The 19397-nt window shown below is 45.3% G+C and carries 19 protein-coding genes; 15 read left to right on the top strand and 4 right to left on the bottom strand.

Features of this window, described 5'->3' with window-relative positions; genetic code table 11:
• Positions 1-7: 7 nt before the first annotated feature.
• The 3 genes from AC3CHU_RS15650 (at position 8) to AC3CHU_RS15640 (ending at position 4739) form a co-directional block, all read left to right on the top strand.
• Positions 8-3130 carry an EAL domain-containing protein gene (locus tag AC3CHU_RS15650; RefSeq protein ID WP_488525503.1) on the top strand — a complete coding sequence of 1041 codons (3123 nt, stop codon included), beginning with the start codon at positions 8-10 and terminating at the stop codon, positions 3128-3130.
• A gap of 112 nt (positions 3131-3242) precedes the next feature.
• A complete protein-coding gene (locus AC3CHU_RS15645; RefSeq protein WP_017081709.1) occupies positions 3243-4022 on the top strand; it encodes a class I SAM-dependent methyltransferase in 780 nt (259 codons plus the stop codon).
• A gap of 141 nt (positions 4023-4163) precedes the next feature.
• Complete coding sequence (locus tag AC3CHU_RS15640; RefSeq protein ID WP_065207375.1) at positions 4164-4739, top strand: hypothetical protein; 576 nt, start codon at positions 4164-4166, stop codon at positions 4737-4739.
• A 103-nt stretch (positions 4740-4842) separates the two neighbouring features.
• On the opposite strand, the gene AC3CHU_RS15635 is transcribed toward AC3CHU_RS15640, so the two are convergent.
• Positions 4843-5721 carry a carboxylate/amino acid/amine transporter gene (locus AC3CHU_RS15635; protein ID WP_171328714.1) on the bottom strand — a complete coding sequence of 293 codons (879 nt, stop codon included), beginning with the start codon at positions 5719-5721 and terminating at the stop codon, positions 4843-4845.
• A gap of 52 nt (positions 5722-5773) precedes the next feature.
• Entirely contained in the window at positions 5774-6208 is a 435-nt protein-coding gene (gene uspA, locus AC3CHU_RS15630) for a universal stress protein UspA (RefSeq protein WP_004735555.1), read from the bottom strand.
• 189 nt (positions 6209-6397) lie between these two features.
• Here uspA and ftnA point away from each other — a divergent pair, with 189 nt between their 5' ends.
• The 3 genes from ftnA (at position 6398) to AC3CHU_RS15615 (ending at position 8761) form a co-directional block, all read left to right on the top strand.
• Positions 6398-6925, top strand: coding sequence for a non-heme ferritin (gene ftnA / locus AC3CHU_RS15625; protein WP_004735556.1), 528 nt, complete (start codon positions 6398-6400; stop codon positions 6923-6925).
• A gap of 68 nt (positions 6926-6993) precedes the next feature.
• Positions 6994-7317, top strand: a complete 324-nt coding sequence (gene uspB, locus AC3CHU_RS15620; protein WP_004735557.1) for a universal stress protein UspB — start codon at positions 6994-6996, stop codon at positions 7315-7317.
• Between the two features lie 250 nt (positions 7318-7567).
• A complete protein-coding gene (locus AC3CHU_RS15615; RefSeq protein WP_054548006.1) occupies positions 7568-8761 on the top strand; it encodes a BaiN/RdsA family NAD(P)/FAD-dependent oxidoreductase in 1194 nt (397 codons plus the stop codon).
• A 176-nt stretch (positions 8762-8937) separates the two neighbouring features.
• Here the strand turns inward: AC3CHU_RS15615 and AC3CHU_RS15610 are convergent, their stop codons facing one another.
• Complete coding sequence (locus AC3CHU_RS15610; protein ID WP_488524887.1) at positions 8938-9831, bottom strand: DMT family transporter; 894 nt, start codon at positions 9829-9831, stop codon at positions 8938-8940.
• 138 nt (positions 9832-9969) lie between these two features.
• Between AC3CHU_RS15610 and rmuC the strand changes: the two genes are divergently transcribed.
• The 7 genes from rmuC (at position 9970) to tatC (ending at position 16290) form a co-directional block, all read left to right on the top strand.
• Positions 9970-11502: a DNA recombination protein RmuC gene (gene rmuC, locus AC3CHU_RS15605; protein ID WP_488524886.1), complete on the top strand. Its 1533-nt coding sequence runs from the start codon at positions 9970-9972 to the stop codon at positions 11500-11502.
• Positions 11503-11567: 65 nt separating this feature from the next.
• Entirely contained in the window at positions 11568-12347 is a 780-nt protein-coding gene (gene ubiE, locus AC3CHU_RS15600; RefSeq protein ID WP_029222994.1) for a bifunctional demethylmenaquinone methyltransferase/2-methoxy-6-polyprenyl-1,4-benzoquinol methylase UbiE, read from the top strand.
• A gap of 98 nt (positions 12348-12445) precedes the next feature.
• A complete protein-coding gene (locus AC3CHU_RS15595) occupies positions 12446-13051 on the top strand; it encodes a ubiquinone biosynthesis accessory factor UbiJ (protein WP_065207371.1) in 606 nt (201 codons plus the stop codon).
• Positions 13048-14682 (top strand): ubiquinone biosynthesis regulatory protein kinase UbiB, encoded by a 1635-nt coding sequence (ubiB, locus tag AC3CHU_RS15590; protein ID WP_171328720.1) that lies wholly within the window; start codon positions 13048-13050, stop codon positions 14680-14682. The genes AC3CHU_RS15595 and ubiB overlap by 4 nt, the downstream gene beginning before the upstream one ends.
• A 54-nt stretch (positions 14683-14736) precedes the next feature.
• Positions 14737-14991: a Sec-independent protein translocase subunit TatA gene (tatA, locus tag AC3CHU_RS15585; RefSeq protein WP_004735565.1), complete on the top strand. Its 255-nt coding sequence runs from the start codon at positions 14737-14739 to the stop codon at positions 14989-14991.
• Positions 14992-14994: 3 nt separating this feature from the next.
• On the top strand, positions 14995-15402 hold the full coding sequence (gene tatB / locus AC3CHU_RS15580; protein ID WP_004735566.1) for a Sec-independent protein translocase protein TatB: 408 nt from the start codon (positions 14995-14997) through the stop codon (positions 15400-15402).
• Between the two features lie 132 nt (positions 15403-15534).
• Positions 15535-16290: a twin-arginine translocase subunit TatC gene (gene tatC, locus AC3CHU_RS15575; RefSeq protein ID WP_004735567.1), complete on the top strand. Its 756-nt coding sequence runs from the start codon at positions 15535-15537 to the stop codon at positions 16288-16290.
• Between the two features lie 361 nt (positions 16291-16651).
• Here tatC and AC3CHU_RS15570 read toward each other — a convergent pair whose 3' ends face one another.
• Positions 16652-17413, bottom strand: a complete 762-nt coding sequence (locus AC3CHU_RS15570; RefSeq protein WP_488524885.1) for a TatD family hydrolase — start codon at positions 17411-17413, stop codon at positions 16652-16654.
• Between the two features lie 208 nt (positions 17414-17621).
• On the opposite strand from AC3CHU_RS15570, the gene hemB reads away from it, so the two are divergent.
• Positions 17622-18665, top strand: a complete 1044-nt coding sequence (hemB, locus tag AC3CHU_RS15565; RefSeq protein ID WP_004735569.1) for a porphobilinogen synthase — start codon at positions 17622-17624, stop codon at positions 18663-18665.
• Between the two features lie 78 nt (positions 18666-18743).
• Positions 18744-19178 carry a GNAT family N-acetyltransferase gene (locus AC3CHU_RS15560; RefSeq protein ID WP_488524884.1) on the top strand — a complete coding sequence of 145 codons (435 nt, stop codon included), beginning with the start codon at positions 18744-18746 and terminating at the stop codon, positions 19176-19178.
• Positions 19179-19397: the final 219 nt, after the last annotated feature.

Below are 19397 nucleotides of genomic sequence, written 5' to 3'. Positions count from 1 at the left end.
TATTGTGATGTGTTGGAGTGTTTTTGCTTCAGCTCAGGCAAAAGATGTGTTGGTTATTCACTCTTATCATCAAGGCTTTTTTTGGACGGATGATTTCCATAAAGGGCTGGCTGAAGAACTCGATCGAGATGGGTTGTCTTACCGGGTTGTTTATCTCGATACCAAGCGAACTCAAAACGCTGAATACTTAGAGCGAATCTATCAGCTATACCGCACCAAGCTGTCACATGAAGAGTTTGCCGCTGTAGTCGTCAGTGATAATAACGCCCTCAATCTGATGAAACGCTTAGCGCCCGAACTCAATGGCACGCCTGTTATTTTTGGCGGCATCAACAATTTCTCTCCACAGATGATAGAAGGCTTGCACGCGACTGGTATCACTGAAGATATTGATATGGCGAGCAATATCGAGTTGATTAAGCGACTGCAATCTACGGTTAAAAAAGTATATGTGGTCACCGACCATTCGGTAACGGGTGAAGCTATTCGCGCCCAAGTGGATTTGTTCCTACAAAATCGTCCTGATTTTTCTGGGCTGGTGGAGCAATATACGCCTGATTCTTATCAAGAACTGATGACGTTCGCGCAACGCGCTGATCTAACCAAAAGCTTGTTGTTCTGGGCCTACTACCGCGACATCAATGGTCGTGTCAGCAGCAAAGAAGACTGGCGTCAACTCAACAAAAAAACTCAGATGCCATTGTATATTGTGCATGATTTAGGACTTGGGTTTGGTGCGATTGGTGGCGTGATCCACAGTGGAGAAACGCAAGGACGAGACACTGGGCGAGTGCTACTGAATGTGCTCGCTAATCCGGATAAACCGCTGCCCCAAGTGGTTGCTGGCGCGCCAGAAATCAAACTCGATTACCAACAAATATCTCGTTGGGATTTGGGCGCAGAGAATGAAGCGGCGGTGACTTTCTTAAACAAACCCAAGCCATTTTGGGTTCGTTATCTCGATGAAATTCGTACGATCGGCCTGCTTTTCTTAAGCATGTTATGTGTGATCGTCACCTTGATGTACTACCTTAATCGCCTTCAAAAAAGTGAACGTACAAGCCGTCAGAGCCAACTACTTCTTGAGTCGATATTCGATCAAAGCCTGCAATTTATGGGAATTATTGATAAGGGCGGAGTGTTAGTGTCGAGCAACAGCAAGTTGCATGAACTTTTGTATAACCAAGGCTATAAATTGGGAACATCTCTTCAACATCACCAACACTGGGAAGACTCGGCTAGGCAGGTGTTGAAGGAGTATTTCATCTCTCGAGAGGAACATCAGGTTTTACGATTTGAAGCGGAAGTGTGGTGTCGTGATCGTGGTGCGATGGTGTTAGATATCTCTTTAAAGCCTATGCCGGGCAGTGAAGAGGATGATGTTCAGTTCTTATTTGAAGCTCGTGATGTTACTTCGGGTAAGCTCGCGGAGAATAAGTTGTTCCAGCGTGAAGCCAATCTCAAGCTGTATTACGACAAACAACCCGTGATGATGATTACGCTCGATGGCAATAATCGCATTCAACAAGTGAACCAGTTTGCTGAGCAGTTACTAGGTTACCCGCTAGACCAGCTACTAGGTCATCGTCCTAGAGAGTTCTATGTCGATGAAAACTCAATGATCCCGCGTCATATCTTATTGCAACCACAACATAAGATTCGTGGCGTATGGCGTCGTGATATTGAATATCGCCATGCTAATGGCAGCACCATCTGGATTCGTGAAAATATTCGCCCGCTGGTTGAGTCTGATCAGTTGTTGATTGTTGGAGAAGACATTACCGAAACTCGTGAGTTGTCTGAAAAGCTAGAATATCAAGCTCGTTATGACTTGCTGACGGACACGTTTAACCGTAACCACTTTGAGCAAGAGCTGCAAAAGGCGCTCAAAGAGGTTGAGAGCCACATGCGAACTCACGCGATGTTGTTCTTGGATTTAGACCAACTTAAGGTCTTGAACGATACGGCGGGGCATGAAGCGGGAGATGCCGCAATCATGTTTAGTGCTAAGCTGCTGGAAGAGGTTCTGCCATACAATGCCGTGTTAGCGCGAATGGGTGGTGACGAATTTGCAGTATTAATGAAAGACTGTACTGAGCGAGATGCGGTGAATGTGTGTCGCAGTATTATCTCGACGATGAGCGAGAACCCATTCTTGTGGGGTGATATTCGCCTTAATCTTACCAGCTCTATTGGTATCCGATTGATTGACCATACTGCGGCCTCACCACAGATGGTACATGCTCAGGCCGATGCTGCTTGTCATGCTGCTAAAGAGGAAGGGCGTAACCGTTACAACCTGTACCATCAAGATGATGAAGACTTGCGTCGTCGTCACCTAGAGATGGAATGCGTGAATCTAGTGCATGAGGCTTTGGCTAACGATCGCTTAGAGTTGTTTGCTCAGCGCATTCTTGGTTTAGACAAAGACAGCGAGAAAATGCACTTTGAAATCTTGGTTCGCATCAAGAATATCCACGGTGAATACATCTCTCCGGGGATTTTCATGCCAGCCTCAGAGCGTTATAACATAGCGCATTTGATTGACCGCCAAGTTGTCAGTCAAACCTTGAGTTGGTTGGAGCAACGCCCTGAGGTTATTGAGGAACTAGGGATGTGTTCAATCAACCTTTCTGGTCATTCGATGGGTAATCGAGAATTTGTCGAATTCTTGATTGAGAGCTTGAGAGACTCGTCGATACCGTGCCATAAAATCTGTTTAGAGATCACCGAAACGGCTGCGATGAGTAACATGAAGCAGGCGATCAAGTTCTTCACTCGCATCAAAGAGCTTGGCTGTATGATTGCACTGGATGATTTTGGCTCTGGATTATCGTCGTTTGGCTACCTGAAGAAACTGCCGGTCGACATTGTGAAGATCGATGGCTTGTTTGTGCGTGATATTGCGGTCAACGAGATGGACCATGTGATGGTTCGCTCGATCAATGATTTAGCTAAGCAGATGGGTAAACACACGGTGGCCGAATTTGTTGAAAATACCCAGATAATCGACAAGCTGATCGATCTTGGCGTGAACTATGCGCAAGGCTACATCATTGGCCGACCTAAGCCACTCGCGGAGCTCGTTGAAGAGTTAAGACAAGAACGAGAGACAGAGCCATTGGTTTAGGTAAGCCGACTTTAGCCGGGAATACTTTTCACCGCTAATATGTATTGTTGAGGCAATCAGGTAAACTGGTTGCCTCTTTTGTTTTGAATACTACTGTCTGTTGGAGACGACCTTGCAACTACAACTGATTTGCGAAGATGCTACCCAAATCGATCATCTAAATGACTTAGCGACCCGTTGGAATTTATCTCATGATGAAAACAGCGATTTTGCTTTGGTACTGACTTGCGAGCGACTTGAGCTACGTAAAGTCGATGAGCCTAAGCTTGGCGCTATTTTTGTTGATTTAGTGGGAGGCGCAGTCGGTCACAGACGTAAGTTTGGCGGTGGTAAAGGTCAGGCGATTGCTAAAGCGGCAGGTTTAAACAAAGGTGCAACGCCAACTATCCTCGATGGTACCGCTGGTCTAGGACGTGATGCGTTTGTGTTGGCGTCGTTGGGCTGTAAAGTACAGATGGTCGAGCGTCACCCTGTTGTGGCAGCACTGCTCGATGATGGCTTGCAGCGAGCTCAGCAAGACCCTGACATCGGTGGTTGGGTAACTGAACGTATGAAGTTGATTCATGCTTCAAGTCACGATGCGTTAGATAAACTCAGCAACGATCCAAATTTCGAACAGCCTGATGTGGTGTACCTAGACCCAATGTACCCGCATCCTGAGAACAAGAAGAAATCGGCGTTGGTTAAGAAAGAGATGCGTGTATTCCAATCATTGGTGGGTGCCGATATGGATGCTGATGCTTTATTGCAACCAGCCCTTAAACTCGCATCTAAGCGAGTTGTGGTCAAAAGACCGGATTACGCAGCATGGTTAGATGAGCAAAAACCAAGCATGGCGATCGAAACCAAAAAGAACCGTTTTGATGTGTATGTGAAAGCATCAATGACTTAATTGAAGCATCAATAACTTAGAGACACGCTAAGAAAGTTTCCCGTCATAAATACGATAAATTGCCATTTAACACTTGCGATAGTCGCGTTACGGATGTATATCTAACTAAGAATCATTATTATTCTTAGCTGGAGTTGTAGCATGGCTAAACGCTTTTGTAAGTTAAACCGTCGAGATATCACTGAACACCTAGGCGAGATCCACAGCTTGGTTACCCAACCTAAGTTTGTGTGTCGTTCTTGTGCGCGTTCTTCGGCGGATCAAGCGAACCTGTGCAAACCAACAGCAATCCCACCGATTGATTGTCAGAATAAACCCGTTGAAGAAAAAGTCGCGTGTGGTCTACTTGCCGAAACATTGCCAACTCCAGAAGTCTCTCTTATCGAAGTCATGGACAGTGCTGAGCCAGTTGTACAAATCTTTGACCCTGCGGTTGTAGCAACAGCGGATAAAGTCGCGTTGAAGAAAGCCAAGCTGAAAAAATTGATGGCGAAGGCGAGCGGCGATGAGAAAGCTGAACTCAAACAAGCGAAGAAAGCGGCCAAGAAACAAGAGAAGTACAACAAAAAGCTAGCGAAGATGATTAAGAAACAGCAAAAGCTGTTTAAGAAAAGCCAAAAACTGGAAAGTGACCTTGAACGCATCAACCTACAACTTGATGACGTTGCCTTCACTGAAAGCAAGACTCAGGTGGTGAGCCACAATCATATCCACTGAAGTTAATTCGAAGAATTTATTGCTATACAGATGATTTAAAAAGAGCGACCTACGGTCGCTCTTTTGCTTTCTGGGTATGACTAAAACTTGTTAGCTTAACGCGCTAGGCATTGCTAGCATCTCTCGCAACACGCTTCTTCACCCACGTCTCATTGACGAACAAAGAGAACAAGATAACGGCACCACCAATAGACAATCGAACCAAATCGACATCTCTGTTCCAAATCAGGATGTTCACCACAAGGCCAGCTGGAACTAAGACATTGTTCATCACAGCCAGTGCGCCAGCATTGACCATGCACGCGCCTTTATTCCACATAAAGTAACCCAGCCCCGAAGCAATCAAGCCAAGGTAGATCAGGATTCCCCATTGAAGAGTGGTGGTTGGCAGCTTCTCTGGATTGCCCAGTAGCATGAAAGCAACGGAAGCGACGCATAACGCCCCTAAGTAGAAGTAACCAAATACGGTTCGCTGAGGTAATTCAGTCGCTTCTTTTTCCATTACCACCTTGTAGCCGACCTGACCGATAGCAAAGCACAGGTTCGCCCCTTGCACGACAAGGAAGCCGATTAAAAAGTTTTCGTTGATGCCCGCGAATTTAATAAACACCGCGCCCAATACCGCAATTGCCGCAGTTACTAAGTACCACGGAGAGAATTGCCCTTTGAGGAAATCATAAATAAGCGTGACGTAAATTGGGGTAAAAACGGTAAACAAAAGGACTTCAGGAACGGATAGCAGCAAGAAAGACTGATAGTAGAAGCAGTACATTAAGCCAAGCTGGATGCCACCAATGGCCATCAATTTGGCGATCAGCTTACGCGAGACACCACGGAACTTAAGGAAAGGAAGAAACACGATACCTGCAAGGGCAACACGCATCAGTACAGAGAACCAAGCATCAACCTGACCAGCAAGGTAAACGCCGATCAGGCTAAAGGAGAAGGCCCATAGGAGGGTAACACCAGCTAAATAGCTCATAGTAAAACTTCGTTAATAAGATATGAGCTGTATGTTACCTAACCTTAATTCATTAGTCTTCTGAATCTCTTAGAGGCACGACCAGCATATCAACCGGAGAGGCGTTGATCAGTTGTCGTGTTGAAGAAAGCAGCTTGCTCCAGAAGTCTTGATGGTGACCACAAACCACTAAATCAACATTAAACTCGTTGATGGTGTCACACAGCTCATGACTCAAATCGCCACTGCCCACTAAGGTATGGGTGATTGGGTATTGAGCATGCTCAGCAAAATTTTGCAGCTGAACTCGAGATGCTTCCATCGCGTTATGTTGGGTTTCTGCCATGTTGATATCAATCAGGCCGGTATACAGCTCTGCGTAGTTAATATCGATATGGATAAAAGAGACTTTGGCTTCCAATGGCTTAGCCAATGCTACCGCTTTATCCACAATTAATTTGCTGTCTTCTGATAAATCGACCGCGACCAAAATATGTTTGTAACTCATATCGCTACCTCCTTTATTCATTGTCTGATTTAAGATTAGCACTATGCGATGGCTTTTTTTGCTGAAGTGATCTCATATCCACTGTCTTGCGTAATGACAGCTCGAAATATTGGTTAACTAATGGCCTGCGAGATATTCATTAAATAGTGATATAGTAGAGAAAATTGAGGATGTAATTAGGAGTCTTAAATGCTGTCAAAAACTATGGTTGAGCAACTGAATGATCAAATTAACCTAGAATTTTTCTCATCCAATCTATACTTACAAATGAGTGCTTGGTGTGAAGACAAAGGATTTGAAGGTGCAGCAGAGTTTCTGCGTGTTCATGCAGTAGAAGAAATGGAACATATGCAGCGTCTTTTCACTTACGTAAGTGAAACAGGTGCAATGCCAATTCTAGGTGCGATTGAAGCGCCAAAACATGAATTTGATAGCCTTGGCGCTGTGTTCCGTGAAACTTACGAACATGAGCAAATGATTACTCAAAAGATCAACAAACTGGCTCACGTTGCTTTCAGCACACAAGATTACTCAACCTTTAACTTCCTGCAATGGTACGTTGCAGAGCAACACGAAGAAGAGAAGTTGTTTAAAGGTGTATTGGATAAGCTAGAGCTTGTTGGTGAAGACGGTAAAGCACTGTTCTTTATTGATAAAGACCTAGCGCAATTGGCAAAAGATGGTTCATCTTCAATTATGGAAGCTCCTGCCGTTTAGGTAGTACGGGAAAGACACTGATTATCTTTTTCTTTTGAGTTTTCTTATGAAGATGTAGGGAGGAAAGGATGATCAGCGGCGACACTATTCTATTTGCACTAATGGTTGTGACTTGCGTGAACTGGGCGCGATATTTTACTGCGCTAAGAACACTCATTTATATAATGCGAGAAGCACATCCTCTACTTTATCAACAAGTAGACGGAGGTGGATTCTTCACAACTCATGGCAATATGACCAAACAGGTTCGCTTGTTTAGTTACATCAAAAGCAAAGAGTATCACCATCACCACGACGAAGTGTTTATGTCGAAGTGTGATCGCGTAAGACAGTTGTTTATACTTTCTTCCGCTCTGCTGGGTGTAACGTTGCTTTCTTCTTTCATCGTCTAAGTTATTTAGTACGTGTGAAGTAGAGTTTAGGTTTTGGTGTAAAGCTTCGGTTGTTGGCTCGCTAAGCCAAGTAGTGGTTTTGCTGCTGTCTGCAAATTGTACAATTGAACATCAATTGCAAAGTTTAAAATTGCCGCTAGAATAGCGAGCAATTAGTAAGGATGTGCTGTTTATGCACATCCTTTTTTATTGATGGCATTTCGAGAACAGGGCGTACTCGAGGTGCAAAAGTGAAGAAAGCAGAACCCCAATGAGTGAAAAGTTTGATGTAATCGTAATTGGTGCGGGCGCCGCGGGCTTAATGTGTGCTGCGGAAGCGGGTAAACGTGGCCGACGAGTGCTGGTGGTTGATCATGCAAAGAAACCAGGCAGAAAAATTTTAATCTCAGGTGGCGGCCGTTGTAACTTCACTAACTATGATGTTTCAGCCAACAACTTCCTATGTAACAACCCTCACTTCGTGAAGTCAGCCTTATCTCAATACACCAACTGGGATTTTATCTCGATGGTGAGCAAGTACGGTATTGAGTTCGAAGAGCGAGACCACGGCCAATTGTTCTGTGTGAATGACCACACTGCAAAAGACATCGTGAGCATGTTGCTTGAAGAGTGTAAGCAGGCGAAAGTTGAACAGCGCTACCGTTGTGATGTTCACTCCATCGAAAAAACAGACGCTGGCTTCAAGATGCACCTTAATACCGACGAAGTTGAGTGTGACTCACTTGTCGTGGCGACGGGCGGTTTATCGATGCCGAAACTAGGCGCGACGCCATTTGGCTATAAGATTGCCGAGCAGTTTGGTTTGTCTGTGATGCCGACTACAGCAGGTTTGGTGCCATTTACTCTGCATAAAGAAGACAAAGAAGCCTTTGCTGAGCTTTCAGGAATCGCGATTCCTGCCGAGATCACCGCGCAAGACGGTACCTTATTCAAAGAAGCGTTGCTGTTTACTCACCGCGGCCTATCTGGCCCTTCGGTATTGCAAATTTCTTCGTTCTGGAAAGCGGGTCAATCGGTTTCGATTAATCTAGTACCAGAAGTGGACGTTGCTGAACTACTTGAAAACTCTCGTGAGAAACACCCAAATCAGAGCCTGAAAAACACCTTAGCGAAAGCATTACCAAAGCGTTTCGTTGAGGTGTTGATTGATCGTAAAGAGCTGGAAGACAAGCCGCTCAAACAGTTCAACGAAAAGCAGCTGAATGACATTGTAGAGCATCTAGAGAACTGGAAAATTGCGCCAAACGGCACGGAAGGTTACCGAACGGCCGAAGTGACTCTAGGCGGTGTGGACACCAATCACCTATCTTCAAAAACCATGGAATGTAAGACGGTCTCTGGCCTCTACTTCATCGGTGAAGTAATGGACGTAACAGGTTGGTTAGGTGGCTACAACTTCCAATGGTGCTGGAGCTCTGGCTTTGCAGCAGGGCAGTGGGTTTAAGCTTTGAGCTTATCCATTAGATTTTAAATGACATAAAAATGGCGAGTCATATGACTCGCCATTTTTGTATCTATAAGCGGTAATCTAGCTCTAGATTCGAATTTATCGATAGCTTTTCGTGCTCAATCGAGTCTTTTGGCTCATTTACTCATTTACTCATTTACTCATTTACTCAGTCACGCAGGTTTGTTTTTTGAAAATTTGACCTGTTGAATCACCAAGCCGGCAATGATCAGTACCAAGCCAAACAGTGTCGCTGGGTGAATCTCTTCACCAATGATGGTTGAAAGTAGCATTAGCGAAATAAACGGTGAGGCAAAAATCAGATTGCTGATACGCGCTGTGTTGTTGGTCAGCTTCAGTGCTGATAGCCATAAGACAAAAGTAATGCCCATCTCAAACAGACCAACGTAAGTCACCGCCATCCAACCTTTTGCTGTGATTTGGCTAAAGCTCTCGCCTTCGTAAAGGGTTAAACCGATCGCGAAGGGCAATGCCACTAAGAAACCAAGCAATACGCCAATCACAGGGTCAGCCTTGTTTTTGGTGTTTAGAATCCAGTATCCCGCCCAAAGCAAGGTTGAAAGTAATGCCAGAGTCACACCGAGTGGACTATCGAACTGCATTCCTAGCACATCGCCTTTGGTGGCAATGACCACCACACCCGCATAACTGAAGGTACAAGCAATCCAATCTTGCTTACGAATCTTTTGCCCCAGAAAAACCGCCGCCATCAAGGTTAGCGTAATTGCCCAACTGTAGTTGATGGCCTGAGCTTGAGATGCTGGCAATAGGTCGTATGCTTTGAATAGAATCAGGTAGTAGGCCAGTGGATTGACTAGGCCGAGCAGTAGGTAATACCAAGGGTTTGAAAGAAACGTAGTGCTCAGCTGAGAAAGCTTGCCTTGAAAGGCGCAGATGGCGATCAGTGCCATTGATGACACTATGCTGGCAATGGTCAGCATTTGAATCGGCGAAAACTCAGCAAGGGTCAGCTTAAAAGCAGTAGCAACTGTTGACCACAGTAATACCGCGGAAAGGCCAAAGCCCAAGGCACGACGTTCGTTCATAGCAACTCATTCTAATTTGATGGGACAGAATACGGAGCGCCTAGTCTATCTGTCGAAATTTAATACGGCAAACTGGACATTTATCCAGTATCAAAATACCATTTAATGAGTTACTTCCAATTAGGCTAAATCATTATCATGCAATGGATTATCGAACATCAAGCACCGCTTATTGCTGCAATTTCTGGCGCGCTCGTCAGTGGCGGTGTGGTGGGTTGGTGGATCAAACAGAAGTTCTCTTTTCAGCAGCGACTTCTTGAACAGCAACTAGAGTCCGACCGTTTGCTGCATGAGTCACAACAATCTCAGCTCAAATCCTCACTCGCAGAGGCGCAACAAGAGCTCAATGAGTTGGATGATGATCGAGATAAAGCGGCATTTGAACTTAAGCAGGCACATGGCAAGGTGATGGCTGCGATGGAGAAGCTGCGTTATTTTGAAGCCGTGAAGCAAGAGCGTCAGCAGTATGCCGATGATATTAATGTTCTTAAGGAGCATAAGTCTGAGTTAGAAGCCGAGCTGCGCGAGCAAGAAGCTAGGCACGACCAAGAAAATCTCGCCAACAGTGAGAAACTGCAGCTGTTAGAGCAGGCTGAGTCCCGATTGAAGCAGCAGTTTGAACTGTTAGCGAATCAACTGTTTGAGAGCAAAACCGCCAAGGTTGATCAGCAGAACAAACAGAGTCTCGAAGGTTTGTTGTCGCCGCTGCGAGAACAGTTAGAGGGCTTTAAGAAGCAGGTCAATGACAGCTTCAGTCAAGAAGCCAAAGAGCGTCACACCTTAGTTCATGAGCTTAAAAACCTGCAGCGTCTCAATGAGAGCATGACGCGTGAAGCGGTTAACCTGACTCAGGCGTTAAAGGGTGATAACAAACAACAAGGCAATTGGGGCGAAGTGGTGCTAGCTCGTGTATTGGCGGACTCTGGCTTACGAGAAGGCCATGAATATCAAACTCAGGTGAACCTGCAAAACGATGCCGGCAAGCGTTACCAACCGGATGTGATAGTCCATTTACCACAAGATAAGCAGGTAGTGGTCGATTCGAAAATGGCTTTGGTGGCATTTGAGCGCTATTTCAACGCTGAAACCGATCAACAACGCGACGCAGCACTGCGTGATCATTTGGCTTCACTGCGCGCGCATATTAAAGGCTTGAGTCAGAAGGATTATCATCAGCTCAAAGGTATACAGAGCCTTGATTATGTATTGATGTTTATTCCGGTAGAACCCGCGTTTCAAGTCGCGATTCAAGCTGACCCTAGCTTGGTCAAAGACGCGATGGAACAAAACATTATCTTGGTCAGCCCTACGACCTTGCTGGTGGCACTGCGTACCATTGATAACCTGTGGCGCAACGAAAGACAGAACCAGAATGCACAAATCATTGCAGAGCGCGCGAGCAAACTTTACGACAAGCTGCGCTTGTTTGTTGATGATATGGAAGGTCTTGGTAGCTCATTAGACAGAGCCAACCAAAGCTACCAAGGTGCCATGAATAAGCTGGTGACTGGGCGTGGTAACGTGATTCGTCAGGCAGAAAGCTTCAAGCAATTGGGTGTTGAGGTGAAGAAACCTATCTCGGTTGGCTTGGCGGAAATCGCTCAAAATGAGGCTTTTTCAGAAAATGCCTCCTTAGTAGAAAGACAACCCGCTGAGGATAAAGTAAACTAATCGGCCGCAGCGCCTCTAAATAGAGAGTGTACTGTCGATGAGAACTTACCATGGTAGATAACAGCATTATGGACACAAGCGTGCAGACAAATTCAGCAGTAGAGTCAGAAACCACACACTTTGGTTTCGAAACAGTCGCGAAAGACCAGAAAGTCGCGAAAGTAGCAGAGGTATTTCACTCTGTAGCCGCTAAATACGACATCATGAATGACTTAATGTCGGGTGGTGTTCACCGCTTGTGGAAGCGATTCACGATTGATTGCAGTGGCGTTCGCCCGGGTCAACGTATCCTAGATCTTGGTGGTGGTACTGGTGACCTGACTGCGAAATTCTCGCGCATCGTTGGTGAAAAAGGCCATGTGGTTCTTGCTGATATCAACAACTCAATGCTGAATGTTGGCCGCGATAAACTGCGTGATAGCGGCATTGTTGGTAACGTACACTACGTTCAAGCCAATGCTGAAGAACTGCCATTCCCAGACAACTACTTCGATTGCATTACCATCAGCTTCTGTCTGCGTAACGTGACCGATAAAGACCAAGCGCTGCGTTCAATGTACCGCGTGCTTAAGCCAGGTGGCCGTCTGTTGGTCCTTGAGTTTTCTAAGCCAGTGCTTGAGCCTCTTTCAAAGGTTTACGATGCATACTCTTTCCACCTATTGCCAAAAATGGGTGAGCTGATTGCTAACGATGCAGACAGCTATCGTTACCTTGCAGAATCAATCCGCATGCACCCTAACCAAGAAACCTTGGAAGGCATGATGCAAGAAGCGGGTTTTGAAAATACTAAATACTTCAACCTAACGGGCGGCATTGTTGCGCTGCACCGCGGTTACAAGTTCTAGTCGAACTTGGTAGCAGGCTCGTTGAGTGTGCTAAAAAATAAGAATAAAGATAGAACGGATAGGTTAACGCTTATCCGTTTTCAAAGGTAAGGACAGTCATGCCATTTGATCCATTGGTCACCGCGGTTATTGAAACCTCTTTAAATACTTTCGTGAACGATGATCCAGCCTTGGTTCGTCGTTTGTCTCGTTTAAAGGGGCAGATCATTCAAGTTAATTTGAAAGAGTTGAATAAAACACTCACTTTCGTTTTCAGCCAACAGATCGATGTGTTGTCGGAATACGAAGGGCAGCCTGATTGCTACCTATCTTTGAACCTATCGGTACTGCCTGAACTGCGTGAGCAATCGAACATCACCAAGCTGATCAAGCAAGATAAGCTGATCTTAGAGGGTGATATTCAACTGGCTCAGAAATTTGCTCAGCTGATGACAGACTGCAAGCCGGACTTAGAAGAGTGGCTATCGCGCGTAACGGGCGATGTGGTTGCGCATACCGTGGTACAAGGCGTTAAAAACGTCGGTGGTTTTGTGGCGAAGCAAGCAACTAAGCATCAAAACCATGTTGCTCAGATTCTGACAGAAGAGTGGAAGATTGCACCGGCTCCGTTAGAAGTAGTGCATTTTTGCGATCAGGTTGATGACGTAAAAAGCTCGGTAGCTCGCCTTGAAGCTAAGTTGAACGCTCTGTTGGAGAAAATATGACCCCAACAGAACTGAAACGTCTTTATCATATTATCAAGGTACAGTTAGAGTACGGCCTTGATGAATTGATGCCTGAGCACCATTTGACTAAAGCCCCATTGTTAGCGAGAAAGTCTCTGTTTTGGCTCAAGAACAAGCATCAAGATAAAGAATTGGGTCAGCGCTTGCGTCTCGCTTTGCAAGAGTTAGGGCCTGTGTGGATCAAGTTTGGTCAAATGATGTCAACGCGTCGTGACCTATTTCCTCCTCATATCGCTGATCAATTGGCTTTATTGCAAGACCAAGTGGCGCCATTTGATGGTCAACTGGCCAAGCAAGACATGGAAAAGGCACTGGGTGGCAGTCTAGATAACTGGTTTACCGACTTTGATATCGAGCCATTGGCTTCTGCTTCTATTGCTCAGGTGCATACTGCAAAGCTAAAAGAGAGCGGCCGCGAGATTGTTCTGAAGGTAATTCGACCTGATATTCGCCCGGTGATTGATGCAGATCTAAAACTGATGCACCGAATGGCGCGTATAGTCGCTAAGTCTCTTCCTGAAGCACGTCGTTTGAAACCTGTTGAAGTCGTTCATGAGTACGAAAAAACGCTAATCGATGAACTGGACCTGCGCCGTGAGGCGGCAAATGCCATTCAGCTACGACGTAATTTTGAAGGCAGCGAAGAGCTGTATGTTCCAGAGGTTATCTCTGATTTAAGCAGTGAAAGCTTGATGGTGTCAGAGCGAATCTACGGTATTCAAGTATCGGATATCGCGACATTGGAAGCTAACGGCACCAACATGAAATTGCTGGCTGAACGTGGCGTGACGGTATTCTTTACCCAAGTATTCCGAGACAGCTTTTTCCATGCGGACATGCACCCAGGCAACGTATTCGTTAACCCTGAAAATCCAGAAAACCCTCAGTGGATTGGCTTAGATTGTGGCATTGTCGGCACGCTCAACAGCGAAGATAAGCGTTATTTAGCAGAGAACCTGCTGGCCTTCTTCAATCGAGATTACCGTAAGGTCGCAGAGCTGCACGTGGATTCGGGTTGGGTGCCACACGACACCAACGTTAACGATTTCGAGTTCGCGATTCGCATGGTGTGTGAGCCAATTTTTGCAAAACCACTTGGCGAGATCTCATTTGGCCATGTGTTGCTAAACTTATTTAATACAGCAAGACGTTTCAACATGGAGGTTCAACCTCAGTTGGTGCTTCTTCAAAAGACCTTGTTGTATGTCGAAGGCCTAGGCCGTCAGTTGTATCCGCAACTTGATTTGTGGGCAACGGCGAAGCCTTTCCTTGAAACCTGGATGATGAATCAGGTGGGGCCGCAAGCTGTGATTAACGCAGTAAAAGAGCGTGCGCCATTCTGGGCAGAAAAACTGCCAGAGCTGCCAGAGCTACTTTATGACAGCTTGCGCCAAGGTAAAGCCATGAACCACAGAATGGATCAACTTTATCAAGGCTACCGAGATAGTAAGCGTCAGCAAGCAACAGGAAAGTTTTTGTTTGGCGTTGGAGCTACTTTAGTCGTATGCTCCGCAATATTAGTTTCAAGCCCTTATGAGCAGCTATCTATGGGCTGTGGCATCGCAGGTGTCACATTTTGGCTGCTAAGTTGGCGAGCTTACCGTCGTTAGACAGTAGACTCCCTTAATATTTTTTATGTGTAGACAGACCCGAGGACAATGACAATGGGTGGTATCAGTATTTGGCAACTTCTAATCATTGCTGTGATTGTAATTTTACTTTTCGGAACGAAGAAACTGCGCGGCATGGGCGGTGACTTAGGTTCAGCGGTGAAAGGCTTCAAAAAAGCAATGAGCGATGAAGACAAGCCTGCAGATAAGAAAGACGCAGACTTTGAACCAAAGAACATTGAACAGCAGAAGAAAGAAGCTAGCGCTGAAACGACTGCTGAAACAAAGAAAGACAAAGAGCAGGCGTAAATCGTGTTTGATATCGGTTTTTGGGAACTGGTATTAATATCTGTCGTTGGGTTAGTCGTTTTAGGACCTGAGCGTTTGCCTGTGGCGATTCGCAGTATTTCCAAGTTTGTTGGACAAGCGAAAAGCATGGCAAACAGTGTGAAAGATGAACTTTCTCACGAGCTTAAGGTGCAAGAGCTGCAAGAAAACCTACGCAAGGCGGAAAAAATGGGTATGGAAGATTTATCTCCAGACCTAAAAGCATCAGTTGATGAACTTAAGCAGGCCGCTGCTCAAGTTCAACGCCCGTATGCTAAGCCTGAGTCTGATAAGCCGAGTGAGACTGAACCTAGTGTCACGGAAACTGTGGAATCTGAAACCATTCAGGTTAACAGTGAAGCTTCAGCACCGTCAGATAAGAAAGCCGAATAGTCTCGCAAGGAGGAGTCGCCAGATACTTGAGTCGCTAGATGTTTAAGTCGATAGCTATTTAAGTAGATATCTATTCAAGTGGATAGATAGGTGCGAGGCTCCTTTTCGATCTTCCTGTTTAAGAGGTTTGACATGTCTTCGACTGAGCAGACACAGCCTTTAATTAGCCATCTTCTAGAACTGCGTAATCGCCTATTGCGCGCGATTGTTGCGGTTCTGGTGGTGTTTGTTGGGCTAATTTATTTCGCTAATGATATTTATGAGTTCGTCTCTGCACCTTTGGTAGATCGCTTACCTGAAGGCGCGACGATGATCGCAACAGATGTAGCGTCACCATTTTTCACACCCTTAAAACTGACCTTGATCGCGTCTATATTCCTCGCGGTTCCGTTTATTTTGTATCAGGTGTGGGCTTTTGTCGCTCCGGGCTTATACAAGCATGAGAAGCGCTTGATCATGCCGTTATTGGCTTCAAGCTCATTGCTGTTTTACTGTGGTGTGGCGTTCGCTTACTTCATTGTATTCCCGTTGGTATTTGGCTTTTTTACCGCTATATCATTAGGGGGAGTAGAGTTCGCAACCGACATATCGAGTTATCTTGATTTTGTACTCGCGCTGTTCTTTGCCTTTGGTATCGCTTTTGAAGTGCCAGTCGCCATTATCTTGCTATGTTGGACAGGTGCAACGACACCTAAAGAACTGGCAGAGAAGCGTCCTTACATTGTTGTCGGTGCGTTTATTGTCGGCATGATGCTAACGCCGCCTGATATGATTTCGCAGACACTGTTGGCGATTCCAATGTGTATTCTGTTTGAGATTGGCCTGTTCTTCGCGCGTTTCTATGTGCGTAAACCAGATGCGGATGAAGAGGAAGAAGCGGAGTCTTAATTCGCAGATGCTATGTTTGCAGATGCTATGTTCGCAGATGCTAAAGCAGTAGTCATTACGGATGAGCATGATCGTTAGAGTTCTTCAGTAAAAATCACATAATAAAAAAGCGGCCCTAGGCCGCTTTTTTATTATGTCTGTTTATCGAATCTTTAACTGATAACCACAGTTTTGGCATATATAGAGCTCTTTGATGCCCCAAATTTTATGCCATAGAGTTCGATGTTGACGTTGTAAGTGTTGTGAATGGTCACACATAATCAACTACCTCCATATGCAGGCGGTTGATAGTATACATATCACATTGTTTTCTCAAATAAATTGAGGGTAAATCCGTAATATTTACTTATTAATAGATTCATCATAGATTAAATAATGATTTAGCATTGATGGTGGTTATGTTTTCGACTTCTTCAAGGGTGATTCCGCGTAATTCAGCGACGCGTTTTGCCACCAGTTTGGTGTACGCGGGCTCGTTGCGTTTACCGCGATTCGGTGTTGGTGCCAAATACGGGCAATCTGTCTCTAGGATGACGTAATTCATATCAAGATGTGGGATTACCTTATCCATCCCCGAGTTCTTAAAGGTCGATACGCCGCCTAAACCTAAATGAAAGCCTAGCTCGTTGATCGCTTGAGCTTCCTCTAAGCTGCTGCCAAAGCAGTGGAATACGCCGCGTAAGCTTCCATCTTGTTCTTTGCGAAGTAGGGTGAGTGTTTCTTCAATGGAATCTCGCGTGTGGATCACCACAGGTAGATTGAGCTCTTTTGCCCACTGCAGCTGAGTCACAAACGCCATCTCTTGTTCTGCTTTAAAGGTTTTATCCCAGTACAGGTCGATACCTATCTCACCCACGGCGATAAAGTCATGCTTATCGAACCAAGCTCGAATGGTTTTCAGGGTCTGTTCGATATTTGCATCCACATAACAAGGATGTAAGCCCATCATTGAACGACATACCTCCGGAAACTGAGCTTCCGTCGCGAGCATTGGCTCGATAGATTCTAAATCGATGTTAGGCAGTAGAATCGTATCAATGCCTTGAGCAAGCGCGCGTTGCACGACTTGTTCGCGGTCTTCATCGAATTCGCTCGCGTAAATATGGGCATGGGTATCGATCATTGTTTTGTCCTGAAAGCGGTCTTTACTGAATTGTCATGAGTATACGGCAGTGTGAGGAGAAGGTCATTTTTTGCCATTTCTCCCTGTTTTTGAGTGGGTTTTATATTTTACTGTTAGCGTCCTGAGCCATCAGTGATATGCTTTTGCCTGTATTTTGCACTTTTCATATCTAAGCATTTCGGTGCTTAGACTAGGCAAGGAGAATCTAGTGTCTGTTTCAATTCAAGGTCAATTCCCAGGTCGCCGTATGCGCCGTATGCGTAAGCACGACTTTAGCCGTCGCCTAATGGCAGAAAATCAATTGTCTGTGGATGATCTAATCTACCCAATGTTTATTCTTATGGGTAAAGAGCGTCGTGAGCCTGTAGAGTCAATGCCAGGCGTTGAACGCCTGTCTATCGATCTTATGCTTGAGGAAGCGGATTACCTGTCAAAATTGGGTGTTCCTGCAATTGCTCTGTTTCCGGTAGTGAACCAAGATGCTAAAAGTTTATGCGCGGCTGAAGCTCATAACTCTGAAGGTTTGGTACAACGAGCAGTACGCTTACTCAAAGAGCACGTGCCAAATATGGGTGTGATTACTGACGTAGCACTGGATCCGTTCACTACTCACGGTCAAGACGGGATCATCGATGAAGATGGTTACGTGATGAATGACGAGACGACTGAAGTCTTAATCAAGCAGGCTCTGTCTCATGCTGAAGCGGGTGCTGATGTGGTTGCACCGTCGGATATGATGGATGGCCGTATTGGTAAAATCCGTGAAGCGTTAGAAGAAGCTGGCTACATTCATACCCAAATCATGGCGTACTCTGCAAAATATGCATCGTGCTATTACGGCCCATTCCGTGATGCAGTTGGCAGTGCTTCGAACCTGAAAGGCGGTAACAAGAAGAACTACCAAATGGATCCAGCCAACAGCGATGAAGCGATTCATGAAGTCGCGATGGATCTTAATGAAGGTGCGGATATGGTGATGGTGAAACCAGGCATGCCTTACCTAGACATCGTGCGCCGTGTTAAGCATGAATTGCAAGCTCCAACGTTTGCTTACCAAGTATCTGGTGAGTACGCGATGCACAAAGCGGCGATTCAAAACGGCTGGCTGAAAGAGCGTGAAACCGTCATGGAATCACTGTTGTGCTTTAAGCGTGCTGGCGCTGATGGCATCCTGACGTACTTCGCTAAAGATGTTGCAGAGTGGCTTGCTGAAGATAACGCACAAGCTGCTGAGCACCTGCAAGGTAAGTAAGTACGATCAAGCAAACTATATGATCACTAAAGGGTTGGCCGTTGTGCCAGCCCTTTTGTTTTATGAGGATGAAACAAGATGTCTGTCATTGTGCGCAAAGGCTCATTAGAAGAGGTGGTTTCTGTTGTTGAACAGATTACCGAGTTTGCCAAAAAAGAGAGTGTAGCGTCTTTATCGGAGCGATTAGCGGGTAAAACAAGCCTGATCCTCGTTGCTGAAGAAGCGGGTGTGTTACTGGGCTTTAAGATCGGTTATGAATTGGATGAAAACACGTTTTACAGCTGGTTTGGGGGCGTGTTACCGATCGCAAGGAATAAAGGTGTTGCACAGGCGCAATTAGATACTCAAGAACAGTGGGTACAACAACAGGGTTACAAGCGGTTAAAGGTTAAATCTCGTAACCAGTTTCCCGCGATGCTGCGTCTGTTATTGAGAAACGGTTACCTAATCGAAAAATTAGAAGAAAAAGAAGACATTAATGCCCATAGAATTCATTTTTTGAAGCAAATTTGAGCACTGTGGTGAACGGTTTATAAATTAAATGAGATTTATTCTCATTTAATTGTTGACTATTAAATGAGAATCATTATTATTAACTTCGTCTTAGGGAATGAGGAAATGTTCACAAGGATGTTAAGTACTCAAGTATCTACTTGGTTACCCAACAGAATTCTCGCGAACTTGTACTAAGTTCTTTTTGACACGACATTGCTCACATTGCTTCCAGTGTAA

It is taken from the genome of Vibrio sp. QJM3NY_39 (assembly GCF_057785895.1).
The sequence above is the reverse complement of the archived record's forward strand: the minus strand, read 5'-3'. Positions and strand labels throughout refer to the sequence as shown.

Excerpts from the sequence above, each read along its gene's own strand:
- AC3CHU_RS15650 (WP_488525503.1), top strand. The coding sequence starts at position 8 with ATGTGTTGGAGTGTTTTTGCTTCAGCTCAGGCAAAAGATGTGTTGGTT.
- AC3CHU_RS15640 (WP_065207375.1), top strand. The coding sequence starts at position 4,164 with ATGGCTAAACGCTTTTGTAAGTTAAACCGTCGAGATATCACTGAACAC.
- AC3CHU_RS15635 (WP_171328714.1), bottom strand. The coding sequence starts at position 5,721 with ATGAGCTATTTAGCTGGTGTTACCCTCCTATGGGCCTTCTCCTTTAGC.
- uspA (WP_004735555.1), bottom strand. The coding sequence starts at position 6,208 with ATGAGTTACAAACATATTTTGGTCGCGGTCGATTTATCAGAAGACAGC.
- ftnA (WP_004735556.1), top strand. The coding sequence starts at position 6,398 with ATGCTGTCAAAAACTATGGTTGAGCAACTGAATGATCAAATTAACCTA.
- uspB (WP_004735557.1), top strand. The coding sequence starts at position 6,994 with ATGATCAGCGGCGACACTATTCTATTTGCACTAATGGTTGTGACTTGC.
- AC3CHU_RS15615 (WP_054548006.1), top strand. The coding sequence starts at position 7,568 with ATGAGTGAAAAGTTTGATGTAATCGTAATTGGTGCGGGCGCCGCGGGC.
- AC3CHU_RS15610 (WP_488524887.1), bottom strand. The coding sequence starts at position 9,831 with ATGAACGAACGTCGTGCCTTGGGCTTTGGCCTTTCCGCGGTATTACTG.
- rmuC (WP_488524886.1), top strand. The coding sequence starts at position 9,970 with ATGCAATGGATTATCGAACATCAAGCACCGCTTATTGCTGCAATTTCT.
- AC3CHU_RS15595 (WP_065207371.1), top strand. The coding sequence starts at position 12,446 with ATGCCATTTGATCCATTGGTCACCGCGGTTATTGAAACCTCTTTAAAT.
- ubiB (WP_171328720.1), top strand. The coding sequence starts at position 13,048 with ATGACCCCAACAGAACTGAAACGTCTTTATCATATTATCAAGGTACAG.
- tatA (WP_004735565.1), top strand. The coding sequence starts at position 14,737 with ATGGGTGGTATCAGTATTTGGCAACTTCTAATCATTGCTGTGATTGTA.
- tatC (WP_004735567.1), top strand. The coding sequence starts at position 15,535 with ATGTCTTCGACTGAGCAGACACAGCCTTTAATTAGCCATCTTCTAGAA.
- AC3CHU_RS15570 (WP_488524885.1), bottom strand. The coding sequence starts at position 17,413 with ATGATCGATACCCATGCCCATATTTACGCGAGCGAATTCGATGAAGAC.
- AC3CHU_RS15560 (WP_488524884.1), top strand. The coding sequence starts at position 18,744 with ATGTCTGTCATTGTGCGCAAAGGCTCATTAGAAGAGGTGGTTTCTGTT.